Raw genomic sequence first — 14,118 nt, forward strand, 5'->3', positions numbered from 1 at the left:
GCAGGTCGGCGGTGCCGCCCGGCGGGAAGGGGACCACGATGCGTAGCGGGCGCGCGGGCGCGGTCTGGGCCAGGGCCGGCGCGGCGACCGGGGCGAGCGCGACGGCGGCGAGCAGGGTTCGGCGGCGCATGGGCGGGTTCTCCGTGTCGCGGCCAGCCTGCCCAAGCGGCGTCGCCCGGTCCAGCAGCGGGCCGCAGCCCCGGGGGTGGAGTGGTTCCTGTCGTTCTCCCGAGCAGGAGGAGACGGATCGCCTATCCACAGAGCCCTTAGGAGAATGAACACGGCCTTACGGCTTGATCCCGGAGAACGTTGCCGGCATAGTGGCGGGGCTCCGGGGTTGAGGCGTCGCTCCATGACCTACATCCGCCCGCGTTCCGCGCTCGACACGATGCTGGCCGAGCTTGCGCTCGCCGCGCGCGGCCCGGCGATTGGGCGGGATGCCGCGGTCGCCGCCGCCATCGGCGCCTTCGTGCAACGGCCCGACCTGCTGGACGGCCGCGACTGCCCCTGCTGTCCGGATCGCTACGTCCGCCACCTGCTGCATGCCGACCCCGCGGGGGGCTATGCGGTGGTCGCGCTGGTCTGGCGGCCCGGCCAGATGTCGCCCGTGCATGCGCACCGGACCTGGTGCGCCTTCGGCGTGCACCAGGGCGTGCTGACCGAGACCTACTACACGCCGGGCGATCCGCCGCAGCCCAGCGCCACCCGCCTGCTGGCCCCGGGCGGCACCGGCCACGGACCAGCCGATCCGGCGGGCATCCACCGCCTCGCCAATCTCTCCTGCCGCACCGCCATCTCGATCCACTGCTACGGCGTGCCCTTCGACCGCTTCGGCGACGAGGTGAACGAGGTCTTCGCCGCCTGATCCCGCGGCCGGCGCGGTTCGCGCCCGCCGCGGCAGGGGCTACACCGGCCGGCGTGACCCCCGCCCGCAACATCCCGCTCGGCCTTGCCTTCGGCCTCGCGGCGGCCTTCGCCTGGGGGGCGCAGGCCGTGGTGGCGCGGGCCGGAACGGTGGCCGGCTACTCGCCGCTCGACCTGGCCGTGCTGCGCTACGTCGCCGCCGGCCTGGTGCTCGCCCCCTTCGCCTGGCGCTCGCGCCACGTCCTGGCACGCATCGGTCCGTGGCGGCTGCTCGGCCTCGTCGCGACGGGCGGCGCGGGCAATGCCCTGCTCTTCGGCTGGGGGCTGATTTATGCACCAGCCAGCCATGGGGGCACCGTGGCGCCGATCACCGCCGCGATCATGGGTGCGGTGCTCGGCATCCCGCTGCTGCGCGAATGGCCGACGCGCGGCCGCATGGCGGCGATCGCGGTGATCGCCTGCGGCGTGCTGCTGATCGGCTGGGACGGGATCGCGGGCGCGCATCCCGGCGCCTGGCGCGGCGACATCATCCTGGTCTGCGCCGGCACGGTATGGGCCGCCTTCACGCTGCTGCTCCGCCGCTGGCAGGTGCCGGCGCTGGCCGGCAACGCGGCGCTCTGCGGCCTGTCGGCGCTGCTGCTGCTGCCGCCCTGGCTGCTGCTCGGCGGTGGGGCCGTGCCGCACATGCCGCTCGGCATGTCGCTGCTGCAGGCGGCGCTGCAGGGCCTCCTCGCCTCCGCTTTGGCGACCACGCTCTATGCGCGCGCGGGCGAGCTGATGGGCGCCACGCGCACCGCCTGCCTCACCGCGCTGGTGCCGGTGATGGCGGTCCTGCTCTCGGTCCTGGTCCTGGATGAGCCGCTCGGCGGCGCCAAGCTGGCCGGCGTGACGCTGGCGGTGGGCGGGATGCTCGTCGCCGTGCTGTTCACCGGCCGGCGCGGCGCGGGCTGATCACTCGGCGGCGGGGAGCTCGGGCTTCGCCCAGGCCGGCATGCCGGTGCCAGAGAGCGCAGCGATCCGGTCGCGCGCCAGGATGCGTTCGCGTGTCAGGCGCCGGATCAGCATCTCGTCCGGGGCCGTGCTCGCACGCTCGGCCGCGATCAGCCGCTCGAGATCGGCCTGGCGCTCCGCCAGGCGGCCCATCAGCAAGCTTCCAGGCGCAGTCGCATCCATGGAGCCTCTGTCCCCTCTCAACTCGACATCGCCGCGCGGGGGCACGGAGCTTATTGGGCCGTTGCTGCCGAGTCGCACGGGGGACGACTCCGACACTTTCGACCTTGCGCATGGAAACTGCTATCCCACCACCTCGAAAGCAAGGGCGGCGCTTGTATGAATTGGTTAGCTTAGGTTCGGCGCTGCGCGGCTTCGTTCGCGAATCAAAGGCGGCGTAAGGCCTCGATCGTCGCGGACTTCAGCGTCGCGCCCGGTGCCGGTTCGAAGCGGAGCGCATCGGTGCCGAGGAACCGCGCCGCGTTCTGCCGCACCCAGCCGATCGCGGACAGCACCGAAGGGCCGGCCGGCAGCGCGTGGGCATAGGCGAAGTCGCCGATCCGGTCCTGCAGCGGCAGGTCGCCATCCTGGTTCAGGCGCGGCGCCATGGCCGCGAGCAAGGCGGCGTCCGCTTCGGCGCGGAACAGCGGCCCGTCGAAGCGGATGCAGGCGTCGAAGGCGAAGCGCGTCACCTCGCCCGCGGGCAGGCCCGTGCCGAAGGTCGTGTGGCCGATCAGCCCGGTCGCGGTGCCCGTCGCCATGGCGATCGCGGCGGAGGCGCGCCGCGCCGCCTCGCCCAGCGGCATGGCGCGGGGCAGGCTGAACAGCACCTCGCGCTCCGCGGCGCTGAGCTGCGCGGCCAGCACCTCCCGCACCAGCGCGGCGTGCGCCGCGTCCTCCGCCAGGCCAGGCTCGATCGCCACCTCGCGCGTCGCGAGTTCCGGCGTTTCGCGGCCGAGCCCGAAGGCGGCCAGCGTGACGAAGCGGTTCCAGGACCCGCCATGCAGGTAGCGCGTGGCGCCGGCCCGGTGGTGGAAGCGCAGATGCTCGTGGCCGCCCAGCAGGAGCGTGCCGTCCGGCAGCAGCGGCAGGATCGCGCGGTCCGCGGCGACGCCGGCATGGCTCAGCACCACCCGCGCCTCGGCGCCGGCCAGCAGCCCGGGCAGGTTCTCCCGGGCCCACTCGGCCGGCGGCGGGATGTCGAGCGCGCTCCGCGCCACCTGCCGGTAGGTCATCGCCTCGTCCGTCGCGATGCCCGCCAGCACCAGCCGGCGCCCGCCGGGCAGCGGGAAGGTGGCGACGGCGGGCGCGAAGGGCAGGCCGGTGCGCCGGTCGCGCAGGTTCGAGACGACGCGCAGGTCCAGCGCCTCCGCGCGGCGGACCGCCTCCGCCATGTCGTCCAGCAGCGCCGTCTCGTGGTTGCCGAGGTTGAGCACCACCGGCGCGCGCCGCCGCAATGCGGCCAGGAAGGCCCAGTCCGCGGCGCCGCCGCTGCGCAGCGCGACGGCGTTGCCGCGCTCGAAGACGTCGCCGTTGATGGCGATCACGGCGGGGACGCCGCGGTTGGCCGAGAGCGCCGCATCCACCGCGCCGAGCACCGCCGCCGCGCGCTCCATCGCGGAATGCAGGTCGGCCATGGCGACGATCAGGAGGTCGGCGCCCGCGAAGGGCGCATCGGCCCGGGCGCGGGGCGCCAGGGCGAGGCCGGGCATGGCCAGCAGCATGCGGCGGGTCATCGCCATCGGCCAGGGCTCCCCTCGCGCGCCGGCCGCCGTCGCCCCGCCGGCCAGGGCTACGGGGCGATGACGGGCAGCGGCGGCTTCTCCACCATCAGCTGCACGCCTTTCACGCCGGGGATGCCTTCCGCCAGCACCCGCAGCGCCCGCCTGACCTCCTCGTTCCGGCAGTAGCCGTGGAAGGAGACCACGCCGTCGCGCACGTCCGGGAAGACGAAGAAGGCGTCCACCCAGGGCTGCTGGCGCATGGCGTCCATGACCAGGCGCCGGATGCGCTCGTCCGGCGCGTCCGCGGCCAGCGTCTCGGCCGGCACGAGCAGCGCGCGGATCAGGTCGGCGCGGGAGACGATGCCGGCCAGCCTGCCGTCGCGCACCACCGGCACGCGCCGGATGCCGCGCTCCTCCATCGCCTTGGCGATGGTCTCGATCGGCGTGTCCTCCTCGGCGGTGACGAGCGAGGTCGTCATCACATCGGCCGCCGTGCCGCCATGCGTGCGGGAGAACTCGGCCGCCTGACGGCCGGCCGGGGTGAAGAAGTCGCGCAGCCAGGACCGCGGCGAGTCGGCCGCCGAGGCGATGCGCCGGATCAGGTCGCTCTCCGTCACCATCCCGAGCAGCCGGCCCTCCGCGTCGACGACCGGCGCACCGGAGAAGCCGTTCTCCGCCAGGGTGCGGGCGATCACCGGCAGCGGCATGGTGGGCGGGATGGTGACCGGGTCTCGGGTCATCAGGTCACGGGCGCGCATGGCATTCCTCCGGCTTCCTTCTTGCCCCCAAGGATGCCGCCGCGGTGCGTGCCCGGCAAGGCGCGTATCCCGGGTTCCGACGCGGTCAGGCTTGTCCGCCCTCAGCGCGGGCGCGGCAGCGCGGCCCAGCTGGTCGTGACATGCGCGCAGGGCGCCGGCTCGCCTTCCGAGTGCAGCAGCACCTCGCCGTAGGAGAGCGTGCGGCCCTTCTTGATGACGCGCGCCTCCGCGATGACGGCGCGTGGCGCAGGCGGGCGCAGGAAGGTGATGGAGAGGTTGGACGTCAGGCTCTCGTCCTTGCCCCCGGTCAGCGAGAGCAGCGCCGCCCACATCGCCACGTCCGCCAGCCCCATCAGCGCGGGGCCGGAGACGGTGCCGCCCGGCCGCAGCAGGTCCTCGTGGTGGGGCAGGCGCAGCGTGGCCTCGCCATCCGCCGCCGCCAGCACCTCCACGCCCCAGGCGCGCGCCAGCGGCACGCCTTCGCGCACCAGGCGCTGCATCTCCGCAAGCTCGATCGTCATGCGCCACCCACGACGCGCCCGACGCATGTGTTCCGGCCGATCCAGTAGCAGAGCTCGGCCGGGCGCGAGACGGCGAACAGCGCCAGGTCGCAGCGCAGCCCGGGCGCCAGCACGCCGCGATCCGCCAGGCCGAGCGCCGCGGCGGCATGCCGCGTCACGCCGGCCAGCGCCTCCGCCACCGTCAGGCGGAACAGCGTGCAGCCCATGTTCAGCATCATCAGCAGCGACAGCGCCGGCGAGGAGCCGGGGTTCAGGTCGGTCGCCAGCGCCATCCGCAGCCCCGCCGCGCGCATCGCGGCGATGTCGGGCAGGTGCGTCTCGCGGATGAAGTAGAAGGCGCCGGGCAGCAGCACGCCGACGGTGCCGGCCTGCGCCATGGCGGAGATGCCGGCGGCATTCGCGTACTCGATGTGGTCGGCCGACAGCGCGCCGTAGCGCGCCGCGAGCGCGGCGCCCTCGTCGTCGCGCAGCTGGTCGGCATGCAGCTTCACCGGCAGGCCGGCGCGCCGCGCGGCATCGAAGACCCAGCCCGTCTCCTCTGCCGTGAAGGCGATGGCGCTGTCGGTGAAGCCGTCCACCGCATCCGCCAGGCCCTCGGCGGCGATGGCCGGGATGATCTCGTCCGCGACGTGCCGGGCGAAGGCGGCGCGACGCCCGGCGAATTCCGGCGGCACCGCATGGGCGGCAAGGCAGGTGGTCAGCACCGCGACGTCGCGGTCCCGCCCGAGCCGCCGCGCCGCGCGCAGCATCCGCGCCTCGGTCGCGAGGTCGAGGCCGTAGCCCGACTTCACCTCGATGGTGGTTACGCCCTCGGCCAGCAGTGCATCCAGCCGGGGCAGGGCGGCGGCGACCAGCGAATCCTCGTCGGCCGCCCGCGTCGCGCGCACGGTGGAGAGGATGCCGCCGCCGGCCCTGGCGATCTCCTCGTAGCTCGCGCCCTCCAGCCGCATCTCGAATTCGCGGGCGCGGTTGCCGGCGAAGACGAGGTGGGTGTGGCAGTCGATCAGCCCGGGCAGGATCCAGGTGCCGTCGCATCGCGTGGTGGCGGCGGCCGAAGCGGGCAGGTCGGCGCGCCGTCCGACCCAGGCGATCCTGCCGTCCTTCGCGGCGACTGCGCCGTCCTCGATGACGCCGAGCGGGTCGCCCTCGCGCGGCTGCATGGTGCAGAGATGGGCGTCCAGCCAGACGCGGTCGAAGCTCATGCGGGCAGATCCACGAGGCCGGCGAAGACGCCGCGTTCCACCAGGCGCTTCGCGGCCTCGATGTCCGGCGCCATGGCACGGTCCTCGTCCCAGCGCGGCACCACCTCGCGCAGCGCGGCATGCGCGGCCTCCAGCGGTGCGGAGGTGGTGAGCGGGCGATGGAAGTCGATGCCCTGGCACGCCGCCAGGATCTCGATGCCGAGGATCGTCGCGAGGTTCGAGGCCATGTCCGCCAGCCTCAGACCGGCGGCGGTCGCCATGCTGACATGGTCCTCCTGGTTGGCGCTGGTCGGCAGGCTGTCGGTGCTGCGCGGCACCGCGAGCGCCCGGTTCTCGGCGGTGAGCGCGGCGGAGGTCACCTGCGCGATCATGAAGCCGGAATTGAGCCCGCTATCGGCCACCAGGAAGGCCGGCAGGCCGGAATTCAGCGCCGGGTCGGTCAGCAGCGCGATCCGCCTTTCGCTGATCGCACCCAGTTCCGCCATGGCCAGCGCGATGTTGTCGGCGGCGAAGGCCACCGGCTCGGCATGGAAGTTCCCGCCGGAGAGCACGTCGCCATCCTCCGTCACCAGGGGGTTGTCGGTGACGGCATTCGCCTCCCGCAGCAGCACCGCGGCGGCGTGGTCCAGCAGGTCGAGGCAGGCGCCCGCGACCTGCGGCTGGCAGCGCAGCGAGTAGGGGTCCTGCACGCGCGTGTCGCCCTGCCGGTGGCTGTCGCGGATCGCGCTGCCGGCGATCAGCGCGCGCAGCGCCGCGGCGACCTGGATCTGGCCGGGCTGGCCGCGCAGTGCATGGATGCGCGGATCGAAGGGCGTGTCGGAGCCGCGCGCCGCATCCAGGCTCAGCGCGCTGGCCACCAGTGCGGTCTTCAGCAGGTCCTGCGCCGCGAACAGCCCGGCCAGCGCCAGCGCCGTGCTGACCTGCGTGCCGTTGAGCAGCGCCAGCCCTTCCTTCGGGCCGAGCGCCAGTGGCGCGATGTTCGCCTGCGCCAGCGCCTGGGTGCCGTCCAGCACGCGGTCGGCGTGGAAGGCCTCGCCCTCGCCGATCAGCACCAGCGAGAGATGCGCCAGCGGCGCCAGGTCGCCCGAGGCGCCGACCGAGCCCTTGGCCGGGATCGCCGGCAGCACGTCGTGATCCAGCAGCGCCAGCAGCGCCTCCACCACCTCAGGCCGCACGCCGGAGGCACCGCGCGCCAGCGACAGAGCCTTGAGCGCCAGGGTCAGACGCACCACCGACGCCGGGAGGAAGCCGCCGGTCCCCGCGGCATGGCTGCGGATGAGGTTCAGCTGCAGCTGCGCCAGGCGGTCCGGCGCGATGCGCGTGGAGGCCAGCTTGCCGAAGCCGGTGTTGACCCCGTAGAGCGCCTCGCCCCCCGCGAGGCGCGTCTGCAGCGCAGCCGCCGAGCGCTGCACCTGCGCGCGCCAGGACGGATCGAGCGCGAGCTTCTGCCCGGCCATCACGGCGCGCAGCTCGTGCAGGTGGACGCGGCCGGCGGTGATCATGCCCTCAGCATGGGCAGGTCCAGCCCATGCTCCCGCGCGCAGTCGATCGCGATGTCGTAGCCGGCATCGGCATGGCGCATCACGCCGGTGGCGGGGTCGTTCCACAAGACGCGCGCCAGCCGACGCGACGCGGCCTCCGTGCCGTCGCAGACGATCACCATGCCGCTGTGCTGGCTGAACCCCATGCCCACGCCGCCGCCATGGTGCAGCGACACCCAGGTGGCGCCGGACGCGGTGTTCAGCAGCGCATTCAGCAACGGCCAGTCGGAGACGGCGTCGGACCCGTCGGCCATCGCCTCCGTTTCCCGGTTCGGCGAGGCGACGCTGCCGGAGTCCAGGTGGTCGCGCCCGATCACCACCGGCCCGATCTCGCCCCGCGCCACCATCTCGTTGAAGGCGAGGCCCAGCCGGTGCCGCTGCCCCAGCCCCACCCAGCAGATGCGCGCCGGCAATCCCTGGAAGGCGATGCGCTGCCGCGCCATGTCGAGCCACTGGTGCAGATGCGGATCGTCCGGGATCAGCTCCCGCACCTTGTCGTCCGTCCTGCGGATGTCCTCCGGGTCGCCGGACAGCGCGGCCCAGCGGAAGGGCCCGATGCCGCGGCAGAACAGCGGGCGGATATAGGCCGGCACGAAGCCGGGGAAGTCGAAGGCGTTGGCCAAGCCTTCCTCCTTCGCCATCTGCCGGATGTTGTTGCCATAGTCGAGCACGGCCGAGCCCATCCGCTTGAAGTCCAGCATCGCCTGGACATGGCCGACCATGGAGCGCTTCGCGGCCACGGCCACCGCGGCCGGGTCGCTCTCGCGCTTCGCCTCCCACTCCGCCAGCGTCCAGCCGGCGGGGAGGTAGCCGTTGGCGGGGTCGTGCGCGCTGGTCTGGTCTGTCACGATGTCCGGCACCACGCCGCGCCGCACCAGTTCCGGGAACACCTCCGCCGCGTTGCCCAGCAGGCCGACGCTGATCGCGCGCTTCTCCGCGCAGGCGGTGCGGATCATCGCCAGCGCGGCATCGAGGTCCTCCGCGCGGTGGTCGAGGTAGCGCGTCTCCAGCCGCTTCTCGATGCGGGAGGGCTGGCATTCGACGGCCAGCACGCAGGCGCCCGCGAAGACGCCGGCCAGCGGCTGCGCGCCGCCCATGCCGCCCAGCCCCGCGGTCAGGATCCAGCGCCCCGCCAGGCTGCCGCCGAAATGCTGCCGGCCCGCCTCGGCGAAGGTCTCGTAGGTGCCCTGCACGATGCCCTGGCTGCCGATGTAGATCCAGGAACCGGCCGTCATCTGGCCGTACATCATCAGGCCCTTGCGATCGAGCTCGTTGAAATGCTCCCAGCTCGCCCAGCGCGGCACCAGGTTGGAATTGGCGATCAGCACGCGCGGCGCGTCGGCATGGGTGCGGAACACGCCCACGGGCTTGCCGGACTGCACCAGCAGCGTGTGCTCCTCGTCGAGGCGCTTGAGCACGGAGACGATGGTCTCGTAGCTCTTCCAGTCGCGCGCCGCGCGGCCGATGCCGCCATAGACCACCAGCTCGCCGGGTCGCTCCGCCACCTCGTCGTCCAGGTTGTTCATCAGCATGCGCATCGCCGCCTCGGTGGTCCATTGGCGACAGGACAGGTCCAGGCCGCGCGGGCTGCGGATCGCGGGGGCGTTGCGGAAGCGGTCGTTCATGCGGGCCAGCGCCGATCGAAGAAGGCGACGACCTCGGCCGCGGTGCGGTCGGGGTCCTCGCGGTGGGGGAAATGGCCGACGCCGTCGAAGGCGGCGGCGTCGAGGTCGGCGAAATGCGCGTCCAGCCGGTCGCGCCATTCGGCCTTCAGGATCGGGTCCAGCGCGCCCCAGCGGACGCAGGTGGGTACCGTGATGCGCGGAAGCTCCGGCAGTTCGCCCTTGAGCATCGCGATGCGGCCGGCATTGGCGCCGATGTACCAGTTGAAGCCGCCCTGCAGGTTGCCGGGCTTCAGGAAACTGTCCACCCAGGCCTCCAGCACCTCGTCGAAGGCGTGCGGATTGCCGGCCGACCAGTGGCGCAGGAAATGGCCGAAATAGGCGCGCGCCGCGTCCCGCGATGCGCCGACCACCTCGGCCGCGATCGGCAGCTGGTGGAAGAACTGGTACCAGATCTCCTTGAGGTGATCCGGGGCCGCGAAGCGCGTGCCCATGCCGGGATAGGGGCAGTCGAACAGCACCAGGCCTGCGAAACGCTCCGGCGCCTGGCGTGCCGCGGTCTGCATGACCACCGCGCCGACGTCATGCGTGACCACCCCCACCCGCGGAAGGCGCAGCACATCCAGCAGCGACAGCAGGTCCGCTGCGTGCAGCGCGGCATTGGCGTGGTCGGTCGGGCCGGGGTCGGGCTTGTCGCTGTCGCCGAAGCCGCGCAGGTCGGGGGCCACCAGCTGGAAGCGCCCCTCGAGGCGCTGCATCAGCGGTTCCCAGGTCAGCCAGAATTCGGGCCAGCCATGCAGCAGCACCAGCGTGCGCGCGGCGGGGTCGCCGCAGCGCGCGACATGCAGGCGGATGCCGTTGGCCTCGATCGTCTCGTGGCGGATCCCGGTCATGCGCCGCGCCTCGTGCTCACGCGGCACGCTAGCGCGGGCTCCGGGACGGGCCAAGCCGATTGCACTCGGCTCACGGATCGTCCATCCCTGCGCATGGAGGTTGCGATGCCCTCATTCCTCGCTGCCCGTGCGTTGCTGCCGACCGGCTGGGCGGAGGACGTCCTGGTCGAGAGCGACGCGGCCGGCGACATCGTCGCGGTCACGCCCGGCACCGCCGCGCCTGCCGCGCGGCGCCTTGCGGGCCATGTGATCCCCGGTGTGCCGAACCTCCACAGCCATGCCTTCCAGCGCGCCATGGCGGGCGGCGCGGAGCGGCGCAGCCCGGCCGGCCAGGACAGCTTCTGGACCTGGCGCGAGACGATGTACCGCTTCGTCGCGCTGTTCTCGCCGGAGGATGCGGAAGCCGTCGCCGCCCAGCTCTATGCCGAGCTGCTGGAGCATGGCTTCACCGCCGTGGCGGAGTTCCACTACCTGCACCACCAGCCCGACGGCACGCCCTATACCGATCCCGCGGAGATGGCGAAGCGGCACATCGCGGCGGCGCGGCGCGCCGGCATCGGCATGACGATGCTGCCCGCGCTCTATCGCCATGGCGGCATCTTCGGAAAGCCGCCGCATGAGGGCCAGCGCCGCTTCCTCAACGACCTCGACGGCTTCTCCCGCATCGTGCAGGGCGTGCGCGCGGCGGCCGGGGAGGATCCGCAGGTCGCCGTCGGTCTGGCGCCGCATTCGCTGCGCGCCGTCACGCCCGACATGCTGCGCGCGCTGTCCGGCTTCGACGGTCCCATTCACATCCACGCCGCGGAACAGCCGAAGGAGGTCGCCGAATGCCTCGCCGCCACCGGCGCGCGACCGGTCCGCTGGCTGCTGGACCACATGCCCGTCGATGCGCGCTGGGTGCTGATCCACGCCACGCATCTGGACGACGGCGAGGTGGCCGATCTCGCTCGCTCCGGCGCCTTGGCCGGGCTCTGTCCCACCACGGAAGCCTCGCTCGGCGACGGCATCTTCCGTCTGCCGGAGTTCCTCGGGGCGGGCGGGCGCTTCGGCATCGGCACGGACAGCCATGTCGGCACCGCGCCCGCCTTCGAGCTGCGCCAGCTGGAGACCAGCCAGCGCCTGCGCGACCATGCCCGCGCGGTCGCCACCGCGGAACAGAACCCGCATCCCGGCCGCACGCTGCTGGACGCCGCGCTGGCCGGCGGCGCGCAGGCCAGCGGCCGGCGGCTCGGCGCCATCGCGCCGGGGATGCGGGCGGACCTGGTCGAGCTGGACGACACGCATCCGCTGCTGCTCGGCCGCGCGGGGGATGCGCTGCTCGACGCCTGGGTGTTCAGCGGCCAGGGCAATCCCGTGCGCAGCGTGGTCTGCGGCGGCAAGGCGGTGGTGGAGGCCGGGCGCCACGTGCACGCCATGGCCATACGCGATGCCTTCGGCGTGGCGATGCGGAGGCTTCTGCAGTGACGGGACAACTGGCCGGACAGGTCGCGATCATCACCGGCGCCAGCCGCGGCATCGGCCGCGCCATCGCGCTGCTCTTCGCCCGCGAAGGCGCCGACATCGCCTTCTGCCACCTGCACGACGCCGAGGGTGCGGCCGAGGTCGCGGCGAAGGTCGAGGCGCTCGGCCGCCGCGCCTTCCATGCCGCGGTGGATGTGGCCGAACTGCCGGCCCTGCGTGCCTTCATCGCGGGCGCGGAAGCCGCGCTCGGCCCCTGCGACGTGCTGGTCAACAATGCCGGGCTCAACCTGCGCGGCGCCATCGAGACCATCACGGAGGAGATGTTCGACCGCGTGATGTCCGTGCATGTCCGCGCCAGCTTCTTCGCAGCCCAGGCGGTCTGGCCGGGCATGGCGGCGCGGGGCAGGGGGCGCATCATCACCACGGCCAGCCAGCTCGCCTTCAAGGGCGCGCCCAACATCGTGCCCTACTGCACCGCCAAGGCCGCGCTGGTCGGCATGACGCGCGCCCTGGCCCGCGAAGGCGCGCCGAAGGGCATCCTGGTCAATGCGATCGCGCCAGGCCCGGTGGTGTCCGACCTCACGGCGCAGCTCGGCCCGGACTGGGCCGAACGCACCGGCGCCACCCTGCCGCTCGGCCGCGTCGGGCAGCCGGAGGAGATCGCCGCCGCCGCGCTGCTGCTGGCCTCCTCGCCCGGCGGGGACTTCTTCGTCGGCGCGACGTTGTCTCCCAACGGCGGCGACGTGATGCACTGATGGCGACCATCCGCACCCTGACGCCGGCGGAGGCCGAGCATGCCGTGAACTGGGCCGCCGCCGAGGGCTGGAATCCCGGCCTGGCGGACCTGCCCTGCTTCCTGGCGCAGGATGCCGGGCTGTTCCTGGGCGCGGTGCGGGGCGGCGAGTTGCTCGCCGTGATCTCCGCCACGCGCTACGGCGCCGGCTTCGGCTTCATCGGCTTCTACATCGCCCGCCCGGAGGCCCGCGGGCAGGGCCACGGCATCGCCGTCTGGCGCGCCGGCATGGCGCAGCTCGCCGGCCGTCTGGTCGGGCTGGACGGCGTGGTCGCGCAGCAGGCGAACTACCGGAAGTCGGGCTTCCAGCTGGCCTGGAACAACATCCGCTACGGCGGCGAGCCCGCCACGCCACCCACGCCGCACGGCACCGTGGTGCCCGCGGCGACCGTCCCCTTCGGCGCGATCGAGGCGCTGGACGCCAGCGTCTTTCCCGCGCCGCGCCCGGATTTCCTGCGTGCCTGGCTCGGCGCGCCGGGCCATGTCGCGCTGGCGGTGCTGCGCGACGGCGCGGTGGCCGGCTTCGGCGTCATCCGCCCCTGCCGCACGGGCCACAAGGTCGGCCCGCTGGTCGCCGACACGCGTGCCGACGCCGAGGCGCTGCTCATCGCCCTGCTCGCCCGGGTCGAGCCCGGCCCGGTCTTCCTCGACGTGCCGGAGCCGCACCGGGAGGCCGTGGCGCTCGCCGAGTCGCTCGGCCTCAAGCCGGTCTTCGAGACGGCGCGCATGTACACCGGTCCCGCCCCCGCGCTGTGGACCGACCGCATCTTCGGCATCACGACCTTCGAGCTCGGCTGACCCTTCCGCCCCCGCCGCAACCCCGGTAAGGCCACGGCCCCGCAGCACGGAGGCCGGATGACCGTCCGCATCGAGATGGGCACCACCACGACGGGCGAGCCGGCGACGCTCGACCTCGAGGAGCTGCTGGCGACGCGGCTGCTGGTCCAGGGCAATTCCGGCTCCGGCAAGTCCCACCTGCTGCGGCGCCTGCTGGAGCAGTCGGCCAGCTGGGTCCAGCAGGCCGTGATCGACCCGGAAGGCGACTTCGTCACCCTCGGCGACCGCTACGGCCACCTGGTGATCGATGCCGCCGAATCCGGCCTGGGCGGGCTGCGCCGCGCCGCGGAGGGCGTGCGCCAGCACCGCGTCTCCGTCGTGCTCAACCTCGAGAACCTGGACGTGGACAGCCAGCTGCGCCACGCCGCGGCCTTCCTGGACGGGCTGTTCAACATCGAGCGCGACGCCTGGTCGCCCATGCTGGTGGTGGTGGACGAGGCGCAGCTCTTCGCCCCCGCCATGGGCGGCGATGTCTCCGACGAGGCGCGGCGCACCGCCCTTGGCGCGATGACCGACCTGATGTGCCGCGGCCGCAAGCGTGGCCTGGCCGGCGTGGTCGCGACGCAGCGGCTGGCGAAGCTCGCCAAGAACGTCGCCGCGGAAGCGTCGAACTTCCTGATGGGCCGCACCTTCCTCGACATCGACATGGCGCGCGCCGCCGACCTGCTCGGCATCGAGCGCCGCCAGGCCGAGATGTTCCGGGACCTGCCGCGCGGCAACTTCGTGGCGCTCGGCCCGGCCATGTCACGCCGGCCGCTGCCGCTGCGCATCGGGCCGGTGGAGACCGGCTCCCGCGGCGCCGGGCCGAAGCTCGTGGCGCCGCCCCCGGTCGCCAGCGATGAGGCGCGCGAGCAGATCCTGAAGGCCGCCGCCGCGCCGGAGCCGCGCATCGCGCCGCCGCCCCGTCGGCCC

The 14,118-nt window shown here is 73.5% G+C and carries 14 protein-coding genes; 6 read left to right on the forward strand and 8 right to left on the reverse strand.

The window, feature by feature from the left end:
• Positions 1-352: 352 nt before the first annotated feature.
• Together OZN99_RS13045 and OZN99_RS13050 are read left to right on the forward strand one after the other, a co-directional pair.
• Positions 353-865: a cysteine dioxygenase family protein gene (locus OZN99_RS13045; protein WP_270935678.1), complete on the forward strand. Its 513-nt coding sequence runs from the start codon at positions 353-355 to the stop codon at positions 863-865.
• A 53-nt stretch (positions 866-918) separates the two neighbouring features.
• On the forward strand, positions 919-1,815 hold the full coding sequence (locus OZN99_RS13050) for a DMT family transporter (protein WP_270935679.1): 897 nt from the start codon (positions 919-921) through the stop codon (positions 1,813-1,815).
• Here OZN99_RS13050 and OZN99_RS13055 read toward each other — a convergent pair whose 3' ends face one another.
• From OZN99_RS13055 to OZN99_RS13090, 8 genes are all read right to left on the reverse strand, one after another.
• The gene (locus tag OZN99_RS13055) at positions 1,816-2,037 is read right to left on the reverse strand and encodes a DUF465 domain-containing protein (RefSeq protein ID WP_270935680.1); all 222 of its coding nucleotides are present in this window, start codon (positions 2,035-2,037) and stop codon (positions 1,816-1,818) included.
• Positions 2,038-2,240: 203 nt separating this feature from the next.
• Complete coding sequence (locus OZN99_RS13060; protein ID WP_270935681.1) at positions 2,241-3,596, reverse strand: metallophosphoesterase; 1,356 nt, start codon at positions 3,594-3,596, stop codon at positions 2,241-2,243.
• Between the two features lie 50 nt (positions 3,597-3,646).
• Positions 3,647-4,336, reverse strand: a complete 690-nt coding sequence (locus OZN99_RS13065; protein ID WP_270935682.1) for a CBS domain-containing protein — start codon at positions 4,334-4,336, stop codon at positions 3,647-3,649.
• A 101-nt stretch (positions 4,337-4,437) separates the two neighbouring features.
• Positions 4,438-4,857, reverse strand: a complete 420-nt coding sequence (locus OZN99_RS13070; RefSeq protein ID WP_270935683.1) for a PaaI family thioesterase — start codon at positions 4,855-4,857, stop codon at positions 4,438-4,440.
• Positions 4,854-6,059: an imidazolonepropionase gene (hutI, locus tag OZN99_RS13075; RefSeq protein ID WP_270935684.1), complete on the reverse strand. Its 1,206-nt coding sequence runs from the start codon at positions 6,057-6,059 to the stop codon at positions 4,854-4,856. Before hutI ends, OZN99_RS13070 begins: the two co-directional genes overlap by 4 nt.
• On the reverse strand, positions 6,056-7,561 hold the full coding sequence (hutH, locus tag OZN99_RS13080; protein ID WP_270935685.1) for a histidine ammonia-lyase: 1,506 nt from the start codon (positions 7,559-7,561) through the stop codon (positions 6,056-6,058). The genes hutI and hutH overlap by 4 nt, the downstream gene beginning before the upstream one ends.
• Positions 7,558-9,225 carry a urocanate hydratase gene (gene hutU, locus OZN99_RS13085; RefSeq protein WP_270935686.1) on the reverse strand — a complete coding sequence of 556 codons (1,668 nt, stop codon included), beginning with the start codon at positions 9,223-9,225 and terminating at the stop codon, positions 7,558-7,560. Before hutU ends, hutH begins: the two co-directional genes overlap by 4 nt.
• Positions 9,222-10,115: an alpha/beta fold hydrolase gene (locus OZN99_RS13090; protein ID WP_270935687.1), complete on the reverse strand. Its 894-nt coding sequence runs from the start codon at positions 10,113-10,115 to the stop codon at positions 9,222-9,224. The genes hutU and OZN99_RS13090 overlap by 4 nt, the downstream gene beginning before the upstream one ends.
• Positions 10,116-10,220: 105 nt before the next feature.
• Here OZN99_RS13090 and OZN99_RS13095 point away from each other — a divergent pair, with 105 nt between their 5' ends.
• From OZN99_RS13095 to OZN99_RS13110, 4 genes are all read left to right on the forward strand, one after another.
• On the forward strand, positions 10,221-11,579 hold the full coding sequence (locus OZN99_RS13095) for a formimidoylglutamate deiminase (protein WP_270935688.1): 1,359 nt from the start codon (positions 10,221-10,223) through the stop codon (positions 11,577-11,579).
• Complete coding sequence (locus OZN99_RS13100; protein ID WP_270935689.1) at positions 11,576-12,331, forward strand: SDR family NAD(P)-dependent oxidoreductase; 756 nt, start codon at positions 11,576-11,578, stop codon at positions 12,329-12,331. Before OZN99_RS13095 ends, OZN99_RS13100 begins: the two co-directional genes overlap by 4 nt.
• Positions 12,331-13,167 (forward strand): GNAT family N-acetyltransferase, encoded by an 837-nt coding sequence (locus OZN99_RS13105; protein ID WP_270935690.1) that lies wholly within the window; start codon positions 12,331-12,333, stop codon positions 13,165-13,167. The genes OZN99_RS13100 and OZN99_RS13105 overlap by 1 nt, the downstream gene beginning before the upstream one ends.
• A gap of 57 nt (positions 13,168-13,224) precedes the next feature.
• On the forward strand, positions 13,225-14,118 hold an 894-nt coding region (locus OZN99_RS13110; protein WP_270935691.1), incomplete at its 3' end, for an ATP-binding protein.

Source organism: Falsiroseomonas oryzae, assembly GCF_027856955.1.
Taxonomy (GTDB): domain Bacteria; phylum Pseudomonadota; class Alphaproteobacteria; order Acetobacterales; family Acetobacteraceae; genus Falsiroseomonas; species Falsiroseomonas oryzae.

Coding starts and splice junctions, on each gene's coding strand:
- hutI (WP_270935684.1), bottom strand. CDS start 6,059: ATGAGCTTCGACCGCGTCTGGCTGGACGCCCATCTCTGCACCATGCAG.
- OZN99_RS13060 (WP_270935681.1), bottom strand. CDS start 3,596: ATGGCGATGACCCGCCGCATGCTGCTGGCCATGCCCGGCCTCGCCCTG.
- OZN99_RS13045 (WP_270935678.1), top strand. CDS start 353: ATGACCTACATCCGCCCGCGTTCCGCGCTCGACACGATGCTGGCCGAG.
- OZN99_RS13095 (WP_270935688.1), top strand. CDS start 10,221: ATGCCCTCATTCCTCGCTGCCCGTGCGTTGCTGCCGACCGGCTGGGCG.
- OZN99_RS13070 (WP_270935683.1), bottom strand. CDS start 4,857: ATGACGATCGAGCTTGCGGAGATGCAGCGCCTGGTGCGCGAAGGCGTG.
- OZN99_RS13090 (WP_270935687.1), bottom strand. CDS start 10,115: ATGACCGGGATCCGCCACGAGACGATCGAGGCCAACGGCATCCGCCTG.
- OZN99_RS13055 (WP_270935680.1), bottom strand. CDS start 2,037: ATGGATGCGACTGCGCCTGGAAGCTTGCTGATGGGCCGCCTGGCGGAG.
- hutU (WP_270935686.1), bottom strand. CDS start 9,225: ATGAACGACCGCTTCCGCAACGCCCCCGCGATCCGCAGCCCGCGCGGC.
- hutH (WP_270935685.1), bottom strand. CDS start 7,561: ATGATCACCGCCGGCCGCGTCCACCTGCACGAGCTGCGCGCCGTGATG.
- OZN99_RS13105 (WP_270935690.1), top strand. CDS start 12,331: ATGGCGACCATCCGCACCCTGACGCCGGCGGAGGCCGAGCATGCCGTG.
- OZN99_RS13065 (WP_270935682.1), bottom strand. CDS start 4,336: ATGCGCGCCCGTGACCTGATGACCCGAGACCCGGTCACCATCCCGCCC.